This is a genomic window from Roseovarius sp., assembly GCF_048262375.1.
GTDB lineage: Bacteria > Pseudomonadota > Alphaproteobacteria > Rhodobacterales > Rhodobacteraceae > Roseovarius.
Genome location: NZ_JBLXFE010000019.1, coordinates 40481 through 62520, shown reverse-complemented (window position 1 = coordinate 62520; position 22040 = coordinate 40481). Strand labels below are relative to the sequence as shown.

The 22040-nt window shown below is 60.9% G+C and carries 26 protein-coding genes; 10 read left to right on the top strand and 16 right to left on the bottom strand.

Going from position 1 to position 22040, the window contains the following annotated elements:
* Positions 1–297: 297 nt before the first annotated feature.
* The 5 genes from msrQ to ACN0SW_RS16555 all read right to left on the bottom strand — a co-directional run bounded on the left by msrQ (position 298) and on the right by ACN0SW_RS16555 (position 3783).
* The gene (msrQ, locus tag ACN0SW_RS16575) at positions 298–942 is read right to left on the bottom strand and encodes a protein-methionine-sulfoxide reductase heme-binding subunit MsrQ (protein ID WP_417729040.1); all 645 of its coding nucleotides are present in this window, start codon (positions 940–942) and stop codon (positions 298–300) included.
* A complete protein-coding gene (locus tag ACN0SW_RS16570; protein WP_417729039.1) occupies positions 903–1124 on the bottom strand; it encodes a GDCCVxC domain-containing (seleno)protein in 222 nt (73 codons plus the stop codon). Before ACN0SW_RS16570 ends, msrQ begins: the two co-directional genes overlap by 40 nt.
* A complete protein-coding gene (locus ACN0SW_RS16565; protein WP_417729038.1) occupies positions 1097–1312 on the bottom strand; it encodes a hypothetical protein in 216 nt (71 codons plus the stop codon). The genes ACN0SW_RS16570 and ACN0SW_RS16565 overlap by 28 nt, the downstream gene beginning before the upstream one ends.
* On the bottom strand, positions 1312–2214 hold the full coding sequence (gene msrP, locus ACN0SW_RS16560) for a protein-methionine-sulfoxide reductase catalytic subunit MsrP (protein WP_417729037.1): 903 nt from the start codon (positions 2212–2214) through the stop codon (positions 1312–1314). Before msrP ends, ACN0SW_RS16565 begins: the two co-directional genes overlap by 1 nt.
* A gap of 75 nt (positions 2215–2289) precedes the next feature.
* Entirely contained in the window at positions 2290–3783 is a 1494-nt protein-coding gene (locus ACN0SW_RS16555; protein WP_417729036.1) for an FMN-binding glutamate synthase family protein, read from the bottom strand.
* Between the two features lie 383 nt (positions 3784–4166).
* Between ACN0SW_RS16555 and ACN0SW_RS16550 the strand changes: the two genes are divergently transcribed.
* Positions 4167–4646 carry a fasciclin domain-containing protein gene (locus tag ACN0SW_RS16550; RefSeq protein WP_417729035.1) on the top strand — a complete coding sequence of 160 codons (480 nt, stop codon included), beginning with the start codon at positions 4167–4169 and terminating at the stop codon, positions 4644–4646.
* Between the two features lie 82 nt (positions 4647–4728).
* On the opposite strand, the gene ACN0SW_RS16545 is transcribed toward ACN0SW_RS16550, so the two are convergent.
* Positions 4729–5460, bottom strand: a complete 732-nt coding sequence (locus ACN0SW_RS16545; protein WP_417729034.1) for an SDR family oxidoreductase — start codon at positions 5458–5460, stop codon at positions 4729–4731.
* A gap of 127 nt (positions 5461–5587) precedes the next feature.
* Between ACN0SW_RS16545 and argB the strand changes: the two genes are divergently transcribed.
* From argB to ACN0SW_RS16530, 3 genes are read left to right on the top strand one after another with little or no spacing between them, the layout of a single operon-like run.
* Positions 5588–6484: an acetylglutamate kinase gene (argB, locus tag ACN0SW_RS16540; RefSeq protein ID WP_417729033.1), complete on the top strand. Its 897-nt coding sequence runs from the start codon at positions 5588–5590 to the stop codon at positions 6482–6484.
* A 9-nt stretch (positions 6485–6493) separates the two neighbouring features.
* On the top strand, positions 6494–7138 hold the full coding sequence (locus tag ACN0SW_RS16535; protein WP_417729032.1) for a ferredoxin: 645 nt from the start codon (positions 6494–6496) through the stop codon (positions 7136–7138).
* The gene (locus tag ACN0SW_RS16530; RefSeq protein WP_417729031.1) at positions 7135–7623 is read left to right on the top strand and encodes a SixA phosphatase family protein; all 489 of its coding nucleotides are present in this window, start codon (positions 7135–7137) and stop codon (positions 7621–7623) included. Before ACN0SW_RS16535 ends, ACN0SW_RS16530 begins: the two co-directional genes overlap by 4 nt.
* Positions 7624–7740: 117 nt before the next feature.
* Here the strand turns inward: ACN0SW_RS16530 and ACN0SW_RS16525 are convergent, their stop codons facing one another.
* From ACN0SW_RS16525 to ACN0SW_RS16485, 9 genes are all read right to left on the bottom strand, one after another.
* On the bottom strand, positions 7741–8508 hold the full coding sequence (locus ACN0SW_RS16525) for an amino acid ABC transporter ATP-binding protein (RefSeq protein ID WP_417729030.1): 768 nt from the start codon (positions 8506–8508) through the stop codon (positions 7741–7743).
* A 14-nt stretch (positions 8509–8522) separates the two neighbouring features.
* The gene (locus ACN0SW_RS16520) at positions 8523–9812 is read right to left on the bottom strand and encodes an amino acid ABC transporter permease (protein ID WP_417729029.1); all 1290 of its coding nucleotides are present in this window, start codon (positions 9810–9812) and stop codon (positions 8523–8525) included.
* A 2-nt stretch (positions 9813–9814) separates the two neighbouring features.
* Entirely contained in the window at positions 9815–11029 is a 1215-nt protein-coding gene (locus ACN0SW_RS16515; RefSeq protein WP_417729028.1) for an amino acid ABC transporter permease, read from the bottom strand.
* 121 nt (positions 11030–11150) lie between these two features.
* Positions 11151–12170, bottom strand: coding sequence for an amino acid ABC transporter substrate-binding protein (locus tag ACN0SW_RS16510; RefSeq protein WP_417729027.1), 1020 nt, complete (start codon positions 12168–12170; stop codon positions 11151–11153).
* 203 nt (positions 12171–12373) lie between these two features.
* The gene (locus ACN0SW_RS16505; RefSeq protein ID WP_417729026.1) at positions 12374–13096 is read right to left on the bottom strand and encodes an ATP12 family chaperone protein; all 723 of its coding nucleotides are present in this window, start codon (positions 13094–13096) and stop codon (positions 12374–12376) included.
* Between the two features lie 4 nt (positions 13097–13100).
* Positions 13101–13775 carry an HAD-IA family hydrolase gene (locus ACN0SW_RS16500; protein ID WP_417729025.1) on the bottom strand — a complete coding sequence of 225 codons (675 nt, stop codon included), beginning with the start codon at positions 13773–13775 and terminating at the stop codon, positions 13101–13103.
* Positions 13772–14815, bottom strand: a complete 1044-nt coding sequence (locus ACN0SW_RS16495) for an RluA family pseudouridine synthase (RefSeq protein WP_417729024.1) — start codon at positions 14813–14815, stop codon at positions 13772–13774. The genes ACN0SW_RS16500 and ACN0SW_RS16495 overlap by 4 nt, the downstream gene beginning before the upstream one ends.
* Positions 14812–15189 (bottom strand): fluoride efflux transporter CrcB, encoded by a 378-nt coding sequence (gene crcB / locus ACN0SW_RS16490; RefSeq protein WP_417729041.1) that lies wholly within the window; start codon positions 15187–15189, stop codon positions 14812–14814. The genes ACN0SW_RS16495 and crcB overlap by 4 nt, the downstream gene beginning before the upstream one ends.
* A gap of 117 nt (positions 15190–15306) precedes the next feature.
* Positions 15307–15795, bottom strand: coding sequence for a protein-tyrosine phosphatase family protein (locus ACN0SW_RS16485; protein WP_417729023.1), 489 nt, complete (start codon positions 15793–15795; stop codon positions 15307–15309).
* Between the two features lie 192 nt (positions 15796–15987).
* Here ACN0SW_RS16485 and ACN0SW_RS16480 point away from each other — a divergent pair, with 192 nt between their 5' ends.
* From ACN0SW_RS16480 to ACN0SW_RS16465, 4 genes are all read left to right on the top strand, one after another.
* Complete coding sequence (locus tag ACN0SW_RS16480) at positions 15988–17763, top strand: DNA polymerase III subunit gamma/tau (protein ID WP_417729022.1); 1776 nt, start codon at positions 15988–15990, stop codon at positions 17761–17763.
* A gap of 103 nt (positions 17764–17866) precedes the next feature.
* On the top strand, positions 17867–18211 hold the full coding sequence (locus ACN0SW_RS16475) for a YbaB/EbfC family nucleoid-associated protein (RefSeq protein WP_417729021.1): 345 nt from the start codon (positions 17867–17869) through the stop codon (positions 18209–18211).
* Positions 18212–18282: 71 nt separating this feature from the next.
* Positions 18283–18876: a recombination mediator RecR gene (gene recR / locus ACN0SW_RS16470; RefSeq protein WP_417729020.1), complete on the top strand. Its 594-nt coding sequence runs from the start codon at positions 18283–18285 to the stop codon at positions 18874–18876.
* Between the two features lie 51 nt (positions 18877–18927).
* On the top strand, positions 18928–19284 hold the full coding sequence (locus tag ACN0SW_RS16465) for a DUF1294 domain-containing protein (RefSeq protein WP_417729019.1): 357 nt from the start codon (positions 18928–18930) through the stop codon (positions 19282–19284).
* 254 nt (positions 19285–19538) lie between these two features.
* Here the strand turns inward: ACN0SW_RS16465 and ACN0SW_RS16460 are convergent, their stop codons facing one another.
* On the bottom strand, positions 19539–20309 hold the full coding sequence (locus ACN0SW_RS16460) for a DUF1013 domain-containing protein (protein WP_417729018.1): 771 nt from the start codon (positions 20307–20309) through the stop codon (positions 19539–19541).
* Positions 20310–20441: 132 nt separating this feature from the next.
* Here ACN0SW_RS16460 and ACN0SW_RS16455 point away from each other — a divergent pair, with 132 nt between their 5' ends.
* Both ACN0SW_RS16455 and ACN0SW_RS16450 read left to right on the top strand, forming a co-directional pair.
* Complete coding sequence (locus ACN0SW_RS16455) at positions 20442–21083, top strand: ribonuclease T2 family protein (protein ID WP_417729017.1); 642 nt, start codon at positions 20442–20444, stop codon at positions 21081–21083.
* A gap of 85 nt (positions 21084–21168) precedes the next feature.
* Positions 21169–22038, top strand: coding sequence for a DMT family transporter (locus tag ACN0SW_RS16450; protein ID WP_417729016.1), 870 nt, complete (start codon positions 21169–21171; stop codon positions 22036–22038).
* The last annotated feature ends 2 nt before the right edge of the window (positions 22039–22040 follow it).

The window sequence follows — 22040 nt, the reverse complement described above, 5'->3', positions numbered from 1 at the left end:
AACCCGAAGCATCCGCCCCAGTCCGTCCCGCGTCCCAGTCAGCCGCCTCAGCAGCGCCGGTGAAGGGGTATTTACGGATAGCCGCCCAAACCCGCAACCCCCTTTTTCGACTTTTGTCATCTTTTTTTCAAAAATCTGGATTTTCACTAAATATTAAGGGGTTAGGGGATTGTTTGGCAAAATTTTGGCGCTCTGGCGCAACAATCTTGCCGGGGCATATCCCACCCCACTCCCATATCTGGGGTTATCCACAGACTTACCCCCAAGACCCGGTGAATCCGCCCGCCCGAGGACGACTTAGGCCCTGCGAATCCGTAGCTTGGGGCGCCATCGTAGCCCCAGCAGGCCCAGAATCACCGCCAAATAGACCAGCGGCTCGATTTGAAAGCCTTTGCTCAGCCAGATGAAATGCACTGCCCCCAGCACCGCCACCCCATAGGTCAGCCTGTGCAACGACCGCCACCGTGGCCCCAGCCGGCGCAGCGACAGATCATTCGACGTGACTGCCAGGGGAATCATCAGAAGAAACGCGGTGAACCCCACCGTCACATAAGGACGCTTGAGAATGTCCGCCCAGATCTGCGCAAGGATCTGCACATCGAGTACCAACCACACCAACAGATGCAGACAGACATAAGAGAAGGCCAGCAATCCCACCGCCCGGCGAAACCGGATCAGGTTCAGACCCAGATAGCGGCGCAGCGGAGTGATGCCCAAACCGAGGATCACCAGTTGCAACGCGGTCTCGCCCAGCTCGCGCTCCAGCGCCTTGATCGGTTCTGCTCCCAAGCCGCCGGTGAGGCCCAGATAAAAGGTCCAGACAGCAGGAGCGCCCGTCATCAGCCAGATCGTCCAGACCGGCACCCGGCGCAGCGCCACATTGATCTGCTCGGTCACACCCATCATCCGCAGCAGGCACTGCCCTGTTGCACCGGCGGGCATGGAACATCCCCATAAGAGCAGTAGACGCAGCAATCTCCGGCCTTGGGGCGCAACACGGCATGACACGCCGCACAGTCAAAGAAGAACTGACAGGCGTCGGTCGGCATGGTCACGGTCTCGGCATGCCCACATTCGGGACAGATCAGCGTCGATGTCAGCGTGATCTCTTGTTTCTCAGCCATAGGCCCGCTCCCATGATCACCAAGGATATGCCCAATATCGGGAACAACACGCTGTCACGATAGACCACAGTGATCAACGATGTCAGCCCAAGCGCGCCCAGAACGAAGGGCAAAAGCGCAGTCACGCAGCACAGCGCAGTGATTCCCGCGCCCAGACCGCCCGCCCAGATCATCCAGCGCGCCCACATCAGAAGTTTCTTTTCAAATCCATACCGGCATAGAGGCCCGCCACCTCTTCGCCATAGCCATTGAACATCAGCGTCGGCACGCGCGCCGAAAACAACCCGCCGCCAATCTGCCGTTCGGTGGCCTGTGACCAGCGCGGGTGATCCACTTGTGGGTTCACATTACTATAGAAGCCGTATTCGCGCGCATTGGCCTTGTTCCAGCTTGTCGGCGGCTCCTTCTCCGTGAGCGTGATCCGCACAACCGACTTGATCGACTTGAAACCGTATTTCCACGGCACCACCAGACGCAGCGGCGCACCGTTCTGATTGGGAATGTCACGGCCATAAATGCCGGTCGCCATGATCGTCAGCGGATGCATCGCCTCATCCAGACGCAGCCCCTCGACGTAGGGCCAATCCAGCACCGGATACCGGACCCCCGGCATTTCATCAGGCCGCAGCAGCGTCTCGAACGCCACATATTTCGCTCCGCTCTGCACCCCGGCCAGTGACAGCAAATCGGCCAGCTCAAACCCGTTCCACGGCACCACCATCGACCACGCTTCGACACAGCGAAACCGGTAGAGCCGCTCTTCGATGGTCATCTGCGCCATGATCTCGTCAAAGGCATAATCGCCCGGCCGGTCCACCAACCCATCGATGGTCACAGTCCAAGGGCGAACGGTCAGCATCCGGGCATTGCGCGCCGGGTCGCCCTTGTCGGTGCCGAACTCATAATAGTTGTTATAGGTGGTGATATCGCCCCACTCGTTGGGTTCCAGCGCTTCGGCCCGCGCGCGCTGCGCGGCAAGGCTCAGGCCCACCCCCGCCGCCACCCCGGCAATCATTTGGCGGCGATTGAGAAAGGCCGCCTCGGGCGTCACATCCATGTCGTTCAGCGTGTTTTTCCAGCGGTGGGCCATGTCATATCTCCTGTGGGTCACTCCACTATATAGAGACAGACACGGCTCTCGCCACCTTGGGGTGTCAACGGACGATCACAAACCCGCGTCCGGGTTGTAACTTGGCCGGATCTTGTTGAACGGAATCGACGTGCCATCCGCCTGCACCAACCGCACATGCCGCCGCCGCATCAGGCGCGGTTCGGTCACACCGACCGAATGGGCGATGGTCTCGACCTCCTTGATCACCGATTTGGCGTAATTGGCGACCTTGAGGTATTTATCCTCGACCACCAGACCGCGCTGCAAATACGGATCATGCGTGGTGATGCCGGTGGGACAGGTGTTGCGATTGCATTTCAGCGCCTGAATACAGCCAAGGCTGAACATGAAACCGCGCGCCGAGGTGATGAAGTCCGCGCCCGCACACAGGGCCCAGGCCACATCGCCCGGATTGATCAGCTTGCCTGCGGCGATCATGCGGATACGGTCCTTGAGGCCGTACCGATCCCGTAGATCGACCATACGCGGCAGCGCATCGCGAATCGGCATGCCCACCAGATCCATCAGCGGCATGGGGGCCGCCCCGGTGCCACCCTCGCCGCCGTCGATGGTGATGAAATCCGGCGCGCACTGCGCGCCGCGCGCCGCAATCATTTCAAACAGGGGTTCCCATGCCTCGGACGAGCCGATCACCGTCTTGAACCCGACCGGGCGGCCTGTGACCTGCCGGATATGCCCGATGACATCCAGCAACTCGCCATAGTCATTGATATCTGCATGGCGGTTGGGTGAAATACTGTCCTTGCCAATCTCGATGCCACGAATGGCAGCAATCTCTGCGTTGACCTTTTCCCCCGGCAGAATGCCGCCCTTGCCCGGCTTGGCCCCCTGCGCCAGCTTCAACTCGAACATCTTGATGCAGGGGTTGTCAGAGACCTCGCGCAGCCGCGCATCACTCAGATTGCCCAGCGCATCGCGCACACCGTATTTCGCAGTGCCAATCTGATAGACCAGATCGCAATTGCCAATCAGGTGAAACGGGCTCAGCCCCCCTTCGCCGGTATTCAGCCATATTCCGGCCTTGGCAGCCCCCCGGCTCAGCGCCTCGACGGCAGGGCGCGAGATCGCGCCATAGCTCATGCCCGAGATATTAAAGATCGACTTGGCCATATAGGGAATCGCCGCCGTCGGCCCGATTTGCATCGGCGCGGTCATGGCAAACTGGTCATCCAGCGGCGGAAACACCGCCGGCACAAAGATCGGCGTGCCCGGCACCCCCAGATTGCGGGTCGAGCCAAAGGCGATGGTGTTGCCCATGCCCTTGGTCGCGTGGCTGACCCAATCACGCTGCGCACGGTTAAACGGCATCTCCTCGCGGTCCATGGCAAAGAAATACTGGCGGAAAAACTCGCCCAGCTTGGTGAACAGCCCCCGGAACCGGCCTATTACCGGATAGTTGCGCCGGATCGCATCACCGGGCTGGGTCTTGTCCAGCACATAGAACACCACCACCGCAAACACGACCGCACCCAAGGCAAACACGAACAACAGCGCCAGAACCTCAAGGATCTGCGTGACATACCCCATCTAAAATCTCCAATGATCCCTACCCTCGCCCCCGCAGAGGCGTCCCCTGCAACCTGCGCCATTCCAGCGCGTCAAACAAGCGACCAAAATGCGCGAAATCTCATGTTTCAATAGATCCCAGCGCGGATAGGGCCTTTCGCCCAGCCCCCCGCCGGACCGGCAGGACACCCGGCTGAAACACCCGCAAAACGCGGGAAATTGTCCGCATTTTCACAAAAAAGTGACTGGATGTTTCAGAGCCCCCCGGCTTAGCGCGGCACCACTTCGCGTCAAACCGGATCGGCGGAAACCCCCGGTGAACCAGGACCGGCACCGCGCCGTAGTCCCCGCATGACCCCAACCACGGGCTCATGAAACCCTGTATCACAAACGGAGACGCAAACATGTTTCGCAGAACCTATCTCGCCCTGACCGCAGCCGCCCTGATGGCAGGCCCCGCTTTTGCCGACGGACATGGCAAGGACATCGTCGATATCGCCGCGGGCAATGAGAGCTTTTCCACCCTCGTGGCCGCCGTGCAGGCCGCAGACCTCGTTGACACGCTCAAGGGCAAAGGCCCGTTCACCGTCTTTGCGCCCACCAATGACGCGTTCGCGGCCCTGCCCGCCGGCACGGTCGAGGACCTGCTCAAGCCCGAGAACAAGGACAAGCTCGCCGCAATCCTCACCTATCATGTGGTGCCGGGCAAGGTGATGTCGGGCGACCTGTCGGATGGCATGACCGCCACCACCGCCCAAGGCAGCGATGTCACAATCGGCACCCAGGGCGGGGTGACGGTTGATGGCGCAAACGTTGTGCAAGCGGATATCGAGGCCAGCAACGGTGTGATCCATGTGATCGACGCCGTGATCCTGCCCAAGTAATCCAGCACCGCACCAACAATATAACGGGGTGGCCCCTTGGCCATCCCGTTATCCTGTCACGATCATGCATGGGGATCACCCCTTATACATGCTGCGCGCCGTTGATCTCGATTTCGGTGCCCGAAATATAGGATGACCCCTCAGAGCACAGGAAAAAGATCGTGTTGGCGACTTCCTCAGGTTCGCCCAACCGCCGCATCGGGATGCTCTCCACCAGCTTATCCGTGCCCGGCGACAGGATCGCCGTGCGAATCTCGCCCGGCGCAATCGCGTTGACCCGTACGCCCAACGGTCCGAAATCATGCGCCATCTCGCGTGTCAGCGCCACCAGCGCCGCCTTGGACGTGGCATAGGCCGCACCCGCAAAGGGATGCACGCGGCTCCCGGCAATCGAGGTGACATTGACCACCGCGCCGCGCGCCGCCGCCAATTCCTCGCGCAGACTGCGCGCCAGCACCACCGAGGCAAAGAAATTGACGTGAAACACCTGCCCCCAAGTCCGCAAATCCGTGGTGAAGGTATCCAGCCGCTCACCGTCCGGCCCCTTGGGCGAAATGCCTGCATTATTGACGAGCGCATCCAACCGGCCCCCCAACCGGTCGCGCAATTCTTCAACCTTGGCAATCACATCCTTGGGCTCCGACAGATCAATCTGAATATGGTTCCCCGCCCCGCCGCCCCACGGGCATTCCGCCGGAAACGGCTGGCGCGAACAGGTGATCACCCGCCAGCCTGCCGCATTGAAGCGCCGCACCGTGGCATGCCCGATCCCCCGGCTTGCCCCCGTCAACAGCAATGTCTTGGTCTCGGACATGGTGCCCCTCTCTAAGTCACGGATTTCCTTGCGCCGAACCTAGCGCATTGCGCGCGCCCCGCAACGGGCCTTGGCACCACCCCGCGCAGATTGTATTGAGGGATGCAACCCCGCGTTGGAGACCAGCATGAAGGCCAGAGACATGAATCGCGACTGGATCGCCACTGCCCGCACCCTCTCAGAGGCCCTGCCCTATCTGCAACGCTACACCGGGGCCATTGTGGTCATCAAACTGGGCGGTCACGCCATGGGCAGCGACGAGGCGATGGAAACCTTCGCCCGCGACGTGGTGCTGATGCAGCAGGTCGGCGTCAACCCGGTGATCGTGCATGGCGGCGGGCCGATGATCAACCAGATGCTCGCAAAGCTCGAAATCAAATCAGACTTCGTCAACGGCAAGCGCGTGACCGATGCCGCCACCATGGATGTGGTGGAAATGGTCCTCTCTGGTCAGGTCAACAAACGCATCGTGCAGGCGATCAACAGTCAGGGCGGACGCGCGGTGGGTCTTTCGGGCAAGGATGCCCGCCTGATCACCTGCACCCCCGCCAGCCCCGATCTGGGTCTCGTGGGCGAGCCCTCCGAAATTGACCCCACCATCCTGCACACGCTCTTTGCCGCCGACATGATCCCGGTGATCGCCCCGCTGGGCGCGGGCCGCGAAGGCGAGACCTATAATATCAACGGCGACACCGCCGCCGGGGCCGTGGCCGCAGCCCTCAAGGCCGACCGCCTGCTCCTGCTCACCGATATCGACGGGGTGCGCGATGGAGACGGCCGCGTCGTCACTGAACTGAGCGCCGAGCAAATCCGCCAGATGACCCGTGACGGTGTGATCGCGGGCGGCATGATCCCCAAAACCGAAACCGCCCTCGCCGCCATCGAAGGCGGCGTGCGCGCCGTGGTCATTCTCGACGGGCGCGCGCCCAATGCCACACTGTTGGAACTTTTCACCGAACATGGCGCAGGCTCGCTCATCCGGGGCGAAGCCGGTCCACGGGTGCAGCAGCCCCGCGCCCGCTGAGCGCGCGCCGTGCCCGGCCTGCCCCCGGCGTTCGCAGATCTCGCGGGCGCGCATCATCTGGCCGCCTTCGGGGCGTTGCATCTGAACCCAGATGAAATCCCCGGCCATCAGACCCTGATCCTGCTTGGCCCGTCAGAGCCGGGCTTCTGGCCGCATTTCACCGCCACGCCGGAATATCTCGACGGCACCCCGGACCCGATGAACCGCTGGTCCGCGCGGGTGATCGCCGATATGGCGCAGGCGCTCGGGGCCAGCCCGCTCTTCCCCTTCACCGGCCCGCCATGGCAGCCCTTCACCGATTGGGCGCGGCGCAGCGCCCGCGCGTGGCCCTCACCCGTCGGCCTTCTCGTGCATGATACGGCGGCGCTCATGGTCTCGTATCGTGGTGCTCTGGCCTTCCCTGACCGGTTTGACCTACCGCTCCCCGGGCCGCGCCCCTGTGACACCTGCGCGGATCAACCCTGCCTGAGCGCCTGCCCGGTGGATGCGCTGCGCCCCGATGCCTATAATGTCCCCGCCTGCAAATCCGATCTCGACCGCCCCGGCAACGACTGCCGCACGCGCGGCTGCGCCGTGCGCCGCGCCTGCCCGATCAGCCAATCCTATGGCCGCCTCGAAGCGCAATCTGCCTTTCACATGGGGTATTTCAAATGAAGACGCTCATCCTCATGCGCCACGCCAAGTCCGACTGGGGCGATCCGCGCCTGCCTGACCGCGCCCGCGCCCTCAACGCGCGTGGCCGCCGCGCGGCCACCGCCCTCGGGCACTGGCTCCAATCCCAAGACCTGCACCCCGATCAGATCCTCTGCTCCACAGCCGAGCGCACGCAGGAAACCTGCCGCCTGCTCAACCTGCCCCTCGCCCCGGATCTCCATGAAGCGCTCTATCTGGCCGAGGCCGAAGAGATGCTCAGCACCTTACGCCATGCCACCGGCAACCTTGTGCTGATGCTCGGCCACAACCCCGGCATCGCCGAATTTGCGGACCTCGTGCTGACCGCCCCGCCCGCCCATGACCGCTTTGACGATTACCCCACCGGGGCCACACTCATCGCCCGGTTCGACATCGCGGAGTGGTCCGCGCTCCAACCCGGCACCGGCACCGTGCTGCACTTCCTCACCCCCCACGACCTGCCGTAACGGGTACATGCAGACCCTGACAGCAAAAGGGGCGGCTGCACGCCACCCCTTTCATCTGGCCCCAAATACCTCGGGGGAGTCGCCGTCAGGCGACGGGGGCAGCGCCCCCAAACCCGGTCAGTGCCCCAGAATCTGGCTGAGGAACAGCTTGGTCCGATCCGATTGCGGATTGTTAAAGAACTCCTCCGGCTCGTTCTGCTCGACGATTTGCCCCTGATCCATAAAGATCACCCGGTTCGCCACCTTGCGCGCGAATCCCATCTCATGGGTCACGCAGAGCATGGTCATCCCCTCCTCGGCCAGTTGGATCATCGTATCCAGCACCTCCGAGATCATCTCGGGATCAAGCGCCGATGTCGGTTCGTCAAACAGCATGATCCGCGGCCGCATGCACAAGGATCGCGCAATCGCCACCCGCTGCTGCTGCCCCCCCGAGAGCTGGCCGGGATACTTGTTGGCCTGCTCGGGGATCTTGACCTTTTCGAGGAAATGCATCGCCACCTCCTCAGCCTCCTTCTTGGGCGTCTTGCGCACCCAGATCGGGGCCAGCGTGCAATTCTCCAGAATCGTCAGATGCGGAAACAGGTTAAAGTGCTGGAACACCATGCCAACCTCTGACCGGATCTTGTCGATATTCTTGAGGTCATTCGACAACAGCGTGCCATCGACCGTGATCTTGCCCTTCTGATGCTCCTCCAATGCGTTGATACAGCGGATGAGCGTGGATTTTCCCGATCCCGAGGGCCCCGCGATCACGATCCGCTCGCCCTGATAAACCGTCAGATCAATGTCGCGCAGCACGTGAAACGCGCCATACCACTTGTTCATCTTGGTGATCTCGACGGCAACGTGATCCGAGATATTCATTTGTGTTTCTGCGGCCATATCCGTGACCCTCCTTACCGATGATCCGTGCGAAGCTGACGCTCCAGCCACTGGGAATATTGCGAGATGCCGTAGCAGGTGATGAAGAACAGGACGCAGGCAAAGCCGAAAAGCTCCCAATAGACCCCGTTCCACTCGGAAGAGGCCAGAATCGGACCCCGGATCATGCCGACGATGTCGAACATCGAAATGACCGAAACCAGCGTCGTATCCTTGAAGAGGCCCACCGCCACGTTGACGATGCCCGGAATCGAGATCTTGAGCGCTTGCGGCAGGATGATCAGCTGCATCGCCTGCGCATAATCAAGCCCCAGACTATCCGCCGCCTCATACTGGCCACGCGGCAACGCCGCGAGCCCCCCCCGGATCACCTCGGCGATATAGGCCGAAGAGAACATCGTGATCATGATGATCACCCGCAGGATCAGGTCGAAATTCGTTCCCGGCGGCAGGAAATACGCCAGCACCACATTGGCAACAAAGAGCAGCGTGATCAGCGGCACGCCCCGGATAAACTCGATAAACACCACGCAGATCCATTTGATGATCGGCATGCTCGATTGCCGCCCCAGCGCCAGCAGGATACCCAGCGGCAACGACAGCGATACACACACCACGCCCAGCATCAGGTTGATCATGAACCCACCCATATCGCGCGAGGCAACAACTTGGATGGCCAGCACATTTTCCATGGACGCTGTCACATAGCCTGACGAGATCCAGAAAATCAACGCCGCCACAAAGCCAGCGATCACCGCAACCCCTGCGCTGATCGTCACCACGCGGTTATAGACAAACGCGCCAACCAGCACCCCCAACAGCGCAAAAATCGGCACCAAAAGCGACCCGCCCCAGATCAGCCAATAGGCAATGAACGGGTAAAGGCCGGTAAAGATCAGCATCTTACGCGGAAAGATCTTGCCAAACAGGACCGGGGCTGCTGCGACGAACAGCAACACAAAGGCCACACCCGGCCGCCAGTAAAGATCGGATGGGTATTTGAACCCGAACAATAGCTGGTTCCAACGCTCGGTCAGCACAGCAAAACAGCCCCCCATCTTGCCGTCAAGAAGATCGCGACAGGCCGACAGGCTCGGGCTTTCCCAGATGCCGTTGATAAACCACGGCGCAGAAGAGGTGACGATCTGATAGAGCACAAAGATCGACACCAAAGTCAGCAGCGCATTGCCCGGCGAGGAAAACAGGTTCTCGCGCAGCCATTTCACCGCCCCGGTTTGCGCCGCCGGTGGCGGCGCTTCGGGCAGCATGTGATTGCGCACAAAGGCGATTTGATCACGGGACATGCTCAGCGCTCCTTCAGCTTGATGGAGTTGTTGTAGACGTTCATGATCGCTGAAATGGCGAGACTGATCGTCAGATAGAACAACATCAGCATCAGCACGCATTCAATCGCGCGCCCTGTCTGATTGAGCGTGATCCCTCCCAGCGTGCCGGTCACATCCATGTAACCCACAGCGATCGCCAGCGAAGAGTTCTTGGTGAGGTTGAGATATTGCGAGATCAATGGCGGGATGATCACCCGCAGCGCCTGTGGCAGGATCACCAGATTCATGATCCGGTTGGGCCGCAACCCCAGCGAGGCAGCGGCTTCGGTCTGGCCTTTGCTGACCGCCTGAATGCCTGCCCGCACGTTCTCGGCGATAAAGGCGCCGGTATAGATTGCCAACGCGAACCACAGCGCTATCAACGACCCGCGGATATGCAGCCCGCCGTTAAAGTTAAAACCTTTGAGCACCGGATAATCGAGACTGATCGGCTGCCCCATGATGAAATACATCAGGATGGTCGGCACAAACAGGATCACCAGCGAGGGCCATCCCATCGGCAACAGCTTACCCGTATCATACAGCAGCTTGGTCGCGTAATGGCGATAGTAAAACACCCCCACAATCGACGCGAGAAAGGCCAGCACCACCACCAGCGATCCCGCCCCCCAGACCGGCGCGGGCACATAGACCCCCCGGTTGGTAAAGGCGAACGCATCCAGAAGCATCGACGCCTCTGCGTTGTCGCCCCGGAACTGGTTGGGCGCAGGCATCGACACGGTCATGATGGTTGCGATGATCAGGATCCAGATCAGCACCGGCACATTGCGGAACGCCTCGACATAGAGCGCCATCAACTTGCGCACCAGCCAGTTGGGCGAGAGCCGCAGAATACCCGCAGTCACCCCAAATATTGTGGCCGTCACACAGCCCAGAAATGCCACGATCAGCGTGTTGATGACCCCAACGATCGAGGCGCGCATGTGGCTCGACTGGCTGTCATATTCGATGGGCCGCTGATTGATGTCGTAATTCGCGGGGCTGCTCAGAAATTCAAAGGAAATATTCTGCCCCTGCGCGGCAAGGTTACTCACCAGATTGGCCCCGAGATAGCCAAGCAGCAACAGCAGCAGAACCAGCGCGATGAATTGGAAGGTATAGGAGCGATACCGCGTATCGTAAATCAGCATAGATAGCTGAAACGACGCCTTGGGAGGGTCGGTCATCGTTGTCATCTGGGGTTTTCCCTGTGTTTCGACCCGGATTTTTATCGACATCGCTGCCGTGGGCCGATTTTTAAGTGGTCTTCAGGTGAAAAGGGCGCGGAAAGACCCCGCGCCCTTTGTCAGTAATGGCTTACCGGAACGGCGGCGCGTACATGATGCCGCCCTGCGTCCACTGTGCGTTCAGACCACGGGCCAGACCGATCGGGGTCTTTTCGCCGATGTTCTTCTCGAAGATCTCGCCATAGTTGCCGCCTGCGGCAATCGCGCGCTTGGCCCACTCGTTGTCCAGACCGATCATCGTACCCAGATCACCCTCGGTGCCGAGGATACGGTTGACTTCCGGGTTCCCACCGGCAGCGGCCGACAGCTCGCCGATATTGGCCGAGGTGATGCCCATTTCTTCTGCCGCGACCAGCGCGTAGAAGGTCCAGCGCACGATGTCACCCCAGTCGTTGTCGCCATGGCGCACCAGCGGTCCCAGCGGCTCTTTCGAGATGATTTCCGGCAGAATCACGTGATCGCCCGGAGCTTCGAACGCAGCGCGTGTCGACGCCAGACCCGACGCATCGGTGGTGTACGCATCACAGGCGCCCGCCAGATACTGCTGCTGACCTTCGGCGTTGGTCTCGATCGGCACCGGCTCGTAGCTGATGTTGTTCGCACGGAAGAAATCCGCGAGGTTCAGCTCGGTGGTGGTTCCGGTCTGAATGCAGACCGTCGCGCCGTCCAGCTCCTTGGCAGAGCTGACACCCAGCGACTTGGGCACAAGGAAACCCTGACCGTCATAGTAGTTCACGCCAACGAAATCGAACTTGAGGTCGGTATCGCGCGAAAAGGTCCAGGTGGTGTTGCGCGCCAGCATATCGATCTCACCAGATGCAAGCGCGGTAAAGCGTGTCTTACCGGTGGTCGGCACGAATTCAACGGCATTCCCATCGCCCAGCACAGCGGCGGCGACAGCACGGCAGACGGACACGTCAAAACCTTCCCAAACACCGTTCGCATCGGGGGCAGCAAACCCCACGAGGCCGGTGGTCACACCACAGTTCAGCTTGCCGCGGGCCTTCACGTCATCCAACGTGGCAGCGGCAGAAGCGCCAGCCGCAAGGCCAGCCACTGTCAGTGCGCCCAAAAATACGGTTTTTTTCATGTTTACCTCTTCCTGATTATCCGCCCTTCTAGAGCGGTTTGTCGGGCCTTATGACCCATTTGACACTGTTGGCAGGGTTTTAACCCCTCTCAGTGACGCCAAGTTTGTGTGGATTCATCATGAAACGTCAAGTCTTTGTTCACGAAACCCAATGGCAACCCCTTGGGAAATCTGGACTTGCCCCAACGTCATCCGCCCAAGGATCAGATTGCCCGATCCCGGCGCGAAAGATCATAAAACCGCTTGGCATGTAAAAAGTCATATTGTTTCCGCGCGGCCATTTCTTCAGCCTCTTCATCGCTACCCCATTGCTCTGCCTGCCAGGTTTCATCAATCCGGGACAGGCTCCAGAGCACGTCGATCGGGTAAAAATCGTTCAGCGAGGCAAATCCGATCACGAGCGAACCGCTGATGCTCACAAGATCGTGAAACGCCGTCAACGCCCATGTATCAAGGGCCTCAACATGCGCCTTGAGCCGCGCGATGGCCTGCGCATCCTGCGGCACATGCACCACCCCCTCAACCAAGAGCAGCTTTGCAGACAGGACCGATTCGGCCCAATCCACTAGCGGATCCCAAGCCTCTGCCTGTTTTTTGACCAACTCGACCGGGCTTGTGGCGCGGTAACAGATCAGATCGCTGTCGCCATAGGCGGCCAGCATCTCAACCACCTCGGCCTGTTGCCGCGCCACCTTGTCAATCGCGGCATTGGCAGACCGGGTAAACGGCATCGTCTTCGGGTCAATCTTGCCCTCTTGCGCGTCCCATTCGGCGGCAATCGCTTGCGCCAACGCCCGCGTCGGCACGATCAGCGCCGCTTTGGCCGGGGTGCGCACCACGCGCCCATCCAGCCGCACGCCGAACCCGTTCTCCTCCTCGACAACGCCCGCCTCTTTCCAGAACCGCTTGGCCTTCCATTCGCTCATCACCTTACCCCCAGATTCGCGCCAGCGCGTCTGGCAGGGCGCGGAAATCCTGCACGATCTCGCGCGCCGCACCCAGCGCCTCGGGCCGATGATAGCCCCAGGCCACCCCGATGCCAGCGATCCCCGCCGCCTGCGCCATATCCATGTCGAAACTCGTGTCGCCCACCATCACTGCATTTTCCGGCGCAACCCCGGTTTCCGCCAATGCCGCACGCAGCATCGACGGATGCGGCTTTGACGGATGATGATCCGCCACTTGCCGCGTCACGAAATAGGATCGCAGGTCATGCCCATCCAAGAGCTTGTCCAATCCCCGCGCCGATTTGCCCGTGGCCACGCCCAACAGCGTCTCGGGCACCGCATGCAACGCCTTCAGCGTATCCAGCGCATGCGGATAGAGCGGCGACGACACATCCACCCCCGATTTCGCCCGAAGCCCCATATAGGCTTCCTTGTACCAGCCCACGATCCGGCCATGCACATCCCCCGGCAGATCGGGTGCCAGACGCGGGATCGCCACATCAAGCGAGAGCCCGACAATGCTCAGGATCACCTCACGCTCGGGCGCAGGTTCGCCAGCCCGGCCAAACGCCGCCCGCATCGCTGCCAGAATATCGCCCTGGCTGTCTACCAGCGTGCCATCAACGTCAAAAATCACCAATCGCAAGGGGCGGCTCATGCCATATCCTCAAGCGGGTCCTCCGGTGCCTCGGACGGCACCCACTGAAACAGATCCCATGTCCGCTGCATATGCTCGGGCAGGGGGGCCGTGATATGCAGAATGGCCCGCGTCACCGGATGCTCGATCTTGAGAGAGCGCGCATGCAGATGCAACTTGCGGCTCACATCACCGCCCAGTTGCGCGCCCCAGCCATCACCCAGATTTTCCTGACCCGAGCCACCGTATTTGCCGTCCCCCACAATCGGATGCCCGATCTCGGCCATATGCGCGCGCAGCTGATGCGTCCGCCCCGTGACCGGGATCAGAGCAATCCAAGAGGTGCGCGCACCCGCCGCCTCGATTACCGCATAATCGGTGATCGCGGGCTTGGCCCCCGGCGTCGTCTCGACCTCGCGCGGATGCACGCAGATCATCTTTTCGCCCTCGCCCTTGGCGCCATGCCCCGGTGCCTTGACCAGACCATAGCGCACGGTGCCCATACGCGGCGTCGGGACACCGGCGACGGCGGCCCAGTAAATCTTGCGCGTGTTGCGATGCCGGAACGCCGCCGTCAGCCCTTTGGCGGCCTCGCGCGTCCGCGCCAACAACAGCACCCCCGAAGTATCCTTGTCCAACCGATGCACAAGGCGCGGCTTTTCCTCTGCGCCAAAACGCAGCGCCTCCGACAGCCCATCGACATGGCGCGTCTGCTTGCTCCCGCCCTGCACCGGCAGGCCCGGCGGCTTGTTCAACGCGATCACATGATCGTCGCGGTAAATCACGCAGGATTGGATCATCTTGGCATCCGCCGGGCTGATCCGCGCCAGCGCCCCCGTGGGCCGCTCATCCGTATCGGGCAACGGCGGGATGCGTACGCTCTGCCCCACCTCCAGCCGCGTCGCAGGTTTGACCCGCCCACCGTCGACCCGCACTTCGCCTTTGCGGCACATCTTCTCGATCTGCACTTGACCAACATGCGGAAACAACCGCCGGATCCACCGATCCAGCCGTTGATCGCCATCATCCGGCCCCACGACCCGCGTCTGTACACCGCTCATGCGAAAAACCCCCGCGCCAGCCAGACGCCCAAAATCAATGCTCCGATGGACAATCCCACCGACAGTCCGACATATCCCAGTGCCGCCATCGCCTGACCCCGCTCCCAGAGCGTAAAGGCCTCAAGCGAAAACGCCGAAAACGTGGTGAACCCGCCCAAGAGGCCGGTCATGATCAATGGGCTCAGATGCCCCAGCCCACGTTGTGCCAGAACCGCAACCGAAAGTCCCATCAGAAACGACCCAAGGATATTCACCCCCAGCACGCCAATCGGGAAACCCGGCCCGGCCAGACGCTGCGCCAAAAGCACGACGCCATAGCGCAGACAAGATCCGATCGCGCCGCCAACGGCCACCTGAATGAAACCTGTCATCATGCCCGCGTCTGTCGCGCGCGCCTCGCCAATTGTCAAGCACGGCACGGCTCTGTGATCCTCAGATGGGCTTGCGTACACAAACCGCGTCCACAAGGTACACATTGTACACCTTCGGCTTCACGCTATGCGGCGTCGCGCCCATCTCAATTGGGCCTCTGTCTCGACAGCGCAGGGCCGAATATGGCGCAACCTCTGCAACGCCTCATCCGGTGCCTCGCCGTTCTCGATCATCAAGCGGAGCGCGATCATACCGGATCTGCCGCAGCCGCCCCGGCAATGGATCAGCACCCTGCCCCCCCCGGCCAAGGCACGGCGTATGTCTTGACTGGCCTTGTTCCACGCCTCGACCTGGCTATAGTCCGGCACGCCGAAATCCGGGATCGGAAACGCAATCCACCGCGTTCCCGCCTCCTGCACCTCACTCCCAAGGCTTTGCGCACCTGCCTCGTGCATCTCGGTGGGCATCGTAAGAGAGACCACAAGAGCCGGCTTCCAATCGCGGATATGCGCCATATCGCCGGCATAATCGCCCCCCGCCCCCGGCAGCGGTGCGAGGGCCAGTGTCCCACCGCCGACACGCAGCGCATAGATGATAAAATCATTCATTATATCAATACCTTGAACGCTAAAACCTCGCGCAACCATACCCCTGCGAAGCGGCCTGCATCTATAGAGAACCCATAGCGCGCTCCCTCGTCTCACACCAGCTTTGCCATATCCCACTCAAAAAGCAAGGTGGACGCCTTCCGTCCCTCGCCCTACGTTGTGTCAGCATCCGAATCCTGCAAAGGCTCCCCCATGTCTGACACCCCCCTCCCCGGCTATCAGGTTCTCGCCCGTAAATACCGGCCCGAGACCTTTGCCGATTTGGTGGGGCAAGACGCCATGGTCCGCACGCTCAAGAACGCCTTTCAGGCTGACCGCATCGCGCAGGCCTTCATCATGACCGGCATTCGCGGCACCGGCAAAACCACCACCGCACGCATTATAGCAAAGGGCATGAACTGCATCGGCCCCGACGGGCAGGCCGGTCCCACCACCGAACCTTGCGGTCAATGCGAGCATTGCCGCGCCATCATGGAAGGCCGTCATGTCGATGTGATGGAGATGGACGCCGCCTCACGCACCGGCGTCGGCGACATCCGCGAGATCATCGAGAGCGTGAATTATCGCGCCGCATCAGCACGTTACAAGATCTACATCATCGACGAAGTGCATATGCTCTCGGTCAATGCCTTCAACGCCTTGCTCAAGACACTGGAAGAACCGCCCGCACATGTAAAGTTCATCTTCGCCACCACGGAAATCCGCAAGGTGCCGGTGACGGTGCTCTCACGCTGCCAACGGTTCGACCTGCGCCGGATTGAACCCGAGGTGATGATCGCTCTCCTCCGCCGCATCGCCGACAAGGAGGGCGCGCAGATCACCGATGACGCGCTGGCCCTGATCACCCGCGCCGCAGAAGGATCGGCGCGTGATGCCACCTCGCTTCTGGATCAGGCGATTTCGCATGGCGCGGGCGAGACCACGGCCGATCAGGTGCGCGCCATGCTCGGGCTCGCGGACCGTGGTCGGGTGCTCGACCTCTTCGACATGATCCTGCGCGGCGACGCGGCAGGGGCGCTGTCCGAGCTCAGCGCGCAATATGCCGAAGGGGCCGATCCCTTGGCCGTCCTGCGCGATCTGGCCGAGATAACTCATTGGATTTCCGTTGTAAAAATCACACCTGATGCCGCCAATGACCCCACCATCGGCCCGGACGAGCGCGCCCGAGGGCTGGACATGGCCGAGGCTTTGCCGATGCGCGTTCTCACCCGCATGTGGCAAATGCTGCTCAAGGCGCTGGATGAGGTGGCACAATCACCCAATGCCATGATGGCCGCCGAAATGGCGGTGATCCGCCTGACCCATGTGGCCGACCTGCCCACCCCCGAGGATCTGGTGCGGCGTCTGCAAGATGCCCCTCCGACAGGGCCGGGCGGCGGCGGTGGCGGTGGCGGCCTCCGCACACAACCTGCCCCGACCCAGAGCATCACGGCCCAAGGCCAAAGCTATGCGCCCACCCATTCCGGGCCCTCCGGCCCTGTGGCCCATGGTGGCGCCACGCCCGCTCTGGCGCTTGATCCCGAGGAAGCGCTCGCACGCTATCCCACGTTCGAGCATGTGCTGGAACTGATCCGCGCCAATCGTGACGTCAAACTGCTGCTTGAGGCCGAGGGGCATATCCGGCTTGGCAATTATCGCCCCGGTCGGATCGAATTCACTCCCACGCCCGACGCGCCCGGCGATCTGGCTCAGCGTCTGGGCAGCGCCCTGCAACGCTGGACCGGCAACCGTTGGGCGGTCATCCTTGTGAATTCGGCCACGACCCCCACGATCCTTGAGGCGCGTCATGCCGCTGAAGATGCGCTTGAGACAGAGGCAAAACAGCATCCGCTGGTGCAGGCGGTCTTTGCCGCCTTTCCCAAGGCCAGGATTGCCCGCGTCAAAACCATGCAGGATATTGCAAACCACGCCGAAACCGAAGCGCTGCCTGAAGTCGAGGATGAGTGGGATCCGTTTGAAGAGGACTGAAATCCCCGCCTCTTGCCTGTCGCCTTTCATCCGCAGATATGCTTAAAGGCGAAAAATCATTCGATGGCCCATCCCTTGGGTCATAGTCACAGGAGATCACAGCATGTTCAAAGGTTTGGGCCAGATGGGCGACATGGCCAAGATGATGAAGGCCGCGCAGGAAATGCAAAAGAAAATGGCCGCGCTGCAGGACGAGATGCATACCATCATGGTCACCGGCGAATCCGGGGCGGGTCTAGTCAAGGCAACCTGCACCGCCAAGGGCGAACTCAAAGCTCTCGACATCGACCCGTCGATCTTCAACTCTGATGACAAAGAGGTCGTAGAGGACCTGATCCTTGCCGCGATCAAGGATGCACAGGCCAAGGCCTCGTCCCGCGCACAAGAGGAAATGGGCAAGATCACCGAAGGCATGGGCCTGCCCAAGGACATGAAGCTACCGTTCTGAAGCGCGGGTTTCATCTGTCATAAAATCTCATGAAACCAACGCCAACGCCTGCCCCCTGATCGGACCCGAGATTGAGCAGCACCCGCGACATCGACGCCCTTATTGACATGATGGCCCGCCTGCCGGGGCTTGGCCCGCGCTCCGCCCGGCGCGCGGTTCTGCACATGATCCGCAAGCGCGCGCTCCTGCTCTCGCCCTTGGCGCGGCTGATGCAGACCGTCGCCGACACCGCGCGGGAATGCAGCACTTGCGGCAATATCGGCACCAGTGAGATTTGCGATATCTGCACCAGTGCCAAGCGCGCCAACGGACAAATCTGTGTGGTCGAGGATGTGGCCGATCTTTGGGCATTGGAACGGGGGCAGGCCTTCAAGGGGCGCTATCATGTTCTGGGCGGCACGCTCTCGGCACTCGATCAGGTCGGACCAGAGGCCCTGCGAATTCCACAGTTGGTCACCCGGATCGAGGCAGAAGCGATTACAGAGGTCATTCTCGCACTCAATGCCACGGTCGACGGCCAGACCACGGCGCATTATATCGCGGAGCAATTGGACGGCAAAGTCACGCTCACGTCACTGGCTCAAGGTGTTCCCATTGGCGGCGAGTTGGACTATCTGGACGACGGCACGATCAGCGCGGCACTCTCAGAGCGCAAGCGTGTGTGACACCTCTACTCTTTTGCCCGCCCTGCCTGAAACGGATACCTACAATTTATCATGTCACCACTTACCTTCGCTTTGCTATATTTATTGTCCCTTAACCTGCTCACTTTGGGACTGTTCTGGTGGGACAAGCGCTGTGCTGTCGAAAGACGGTGGCGCGTGCCTGAGAGCACGCTATTGACGCTTTGCCTGATTGGCGGATCTCTGGGCGCCAAGACCGGTCAGGGCATTTTTCGCCACAAGACCCGCAAAGAACCGTTTCGCACCTCACTCAATGCGATTGCCGTGCTGCATCTGGGCTTTTTGGCAGCATTGATCCTGCCAGAGTTTCGCGCCTCAGTTAGCGCGCTGATGCACCAAGTTGCCGGATATGTTCTGGGTCTGGCGTCGACTTGGACGACATCTGCCTGATCCCGTTCTTGATCCTTTTCAGAAAGAAAAGATGAACCATCTCTCAGCGTAGAGTTTTGCCAGGTCCCACGCCCTGATGCGCCGAGGTCCGTAGGCCTGTGGCCGACCCTGCGTGGATCCCCCCCTCCAATGCTATGTCTCTTTTCGCAGAAATGGCTCCGCCTTCTGTATCAAGCCCCTGTCCATGACCTGCGCAAGAAAAAGGCCCGAGCAACACACTCGGGCCAATTCAATGTGAGGCTGAACTGATGATGTCAGCGGCGGCGCGGGCCGGTATCCTCATCATCGTCTTCGTCGTCATCATCCGACGCGGGCAGATTAAAGAAGCTCGCGGCGTCGTATTTCTTTTCTCGCTCTTCCGGGTGATAGTCTTGCCCCAGAGTAAAGCTCTCCAGACCTTCGAGCGCTGTGGGAATGCGCGGCTCTGCATCGCCCCCGAGGCTTTGCTCGGTGCTCAGAAGCTTGCGGCGCTCGTCATCGGTCAGAGCGGCCCCTTCCTTGGCCTTCTTGGCTGCGGCCTTTTGCACGGCGGCATCCAGTTCAGACTGTTTGCACAAACCTAGCGCAACAGGATCAATGGGCTGAATATTGGCGATGTTCCAATGGGTACGCTCACGAATCGCCTGAATGGTCGGCTTGGTGGTCCCGACCAGCCGGGAAATCTGACTGTCGGCCAGCTCAGGGTGGAATTTGACCAGCCAGAGGATAGAGGCCGGGCGATCCTGCCGCTTGCTGAGCGGCGTGTAGCGCGGCCCGCGACGGGTTTCTTCACCCTGCGCCGCAGCATTGAATTTCAGCTTGAGCTTGTGCAGCGGATTGGACTGCGCGCGATCGATTTCTTCTTGCGTGAGCTGGTTATTGGCAATCGGATCAAAGCCTTTGACGCCTGCGGCCACATCGCCATCGGCAATCCCCTGAACTTCCAATTCGTGCATGCCGCAGAAATCGGCAATCTGCTTGAAACTGATCGTCGTATTATCCACCAGCCAGACGGCTGTGGCCTTGGCCATGATCGGCATAGACATCTCTCAGGTCTCCTTTACCCAAAACTTCCCCGTCGCCTGAAAGGGCGGTTCCGGCGGACCGGAACGAGTTTCCATTGTAGGGGAACTTGGCGGGCTTATACTCACCTTGTCGATAAAATGAAAGACCTAAGAATGCGACGTGCTCTTGCGCTATGGATCTGCCTGCAGCTCTTGCCCCTGACTGCCAGCGCCCAGACACACAAGCCGGGTGTCTTCGATTATTATGTGCTCAGCATGAGTTGGTCGCCGACGTGGTGCGCGCTCGAAGGGGACGCACGCGGCGCGACGCAATGCGATGACGCCGCAGATTCTGGCTGGGTTCTGCATGGGCTTTGGCCACAGTATCATCGCGGCTGGCCAGAGCATTGCCAGAGCGCGCATCCCCCACCGTCTCGTGCGACAACCCGCACGATGCAGGATATTATGGGCAGTGCGGGCCTTGCCTGGTATCAATGGGAAAAGCACGGCTCTTGCTCGGGCCTGCCTGCCGCAGAGTTTTACGCCCTGTCGCGCAAAGCCTTTGCGAGCATCAATCGCCCCGAGGTGTTTCGCAAGCTGACAAAACCGGTAAAACTGCCCGCGAAAGTGATCGAAGAGGCATTTCTCAAGGCCAATCCGGGGCTATCACCTGACATGTTGACCATCACCTGTCGTGCCGGGCGAATCCAAGAGGCGCGTCTTTGTCTCTCGCATGATCTGGAGCCGGTGCCGTGCGGAGTTGATGCTGTGCGCGATTGTACGCTGCGTGACGCGCTCTTTGATCCGATACGATGACTCGGCGCGTATGGTCCCTTGAACCCTACCAGTAATTCCTGAATGGTCGCGCCGAAACGCGCGCAATGACGGGACAGACAGAGACATGGACATCCGAGCAATCCTCATGGGGCTGGGCTTTGCGCTCATGTGGTCCTCGGCCTTTACCTCGGCGCGGATTATCGTCTCTGCCGCACCACCGTTGACATCCCTTGGCCTGCGGTTCTTGATCTCGGGGCTCATCGGCATCACCATCGCCTTGATACTGGGACAAACCTGGCGCCTGACGCGGGCGCAATGGCGGGCCACAATCATTTTCGGCATCTGCCAGAACGCGCTCTATCTCGGATTGAATTTCGTGGCGGTGCAAACGATCGAGGCTTCTTTGGCCGCGATCATCGCCTCGACCGTGCCGCTATTGGTCGGGCTGCTCAGCTGGGCGCTCCATGGTGAGCGGCTTGGCAAGGTTGGAATTTTCGGGCTTTTTGCCGGGCTGGCCGGGGTGGTGATCATCATGGGCGCACGGCTTCAGGGGGGGATGGATCTTTACGGTGTCAGCCTCTGTGCGATTGCAGTCTTTGCGCTTGCCTTTGCCACCTTGTCGGTGCGCGGGGCCGCTTCGGGCGGAAACTTTATGATGGTTGTCGGGCTTCAGATGATCGTCGGTTCGGTTCTGGCAGGCATCGCTGGCCTTGCCACCGAACCCTTTGTTGTCGAATGGAGTCTGCGGCTTGTGCTGGCCTTCCTTTACACCACGTTCATCCCCGGCCTTGCCGCGACGCTGGTGTGGTTCCTGCTGGTCGAGCGGATCGGTGCGACCCGCGCCGCCACATTCCATTTCCTCAACCCGTTCTTTGGCGTGGTCATTGCCGCCGTGCTCTTGAACGAGGCGCTCCGGCTTGGTGATCTGATCGGCGTGCTGGTGATCATGGGCGGCATTCTAGCCGTCCAGCTTTCGCGCCAACGCCGCGTCTGAAG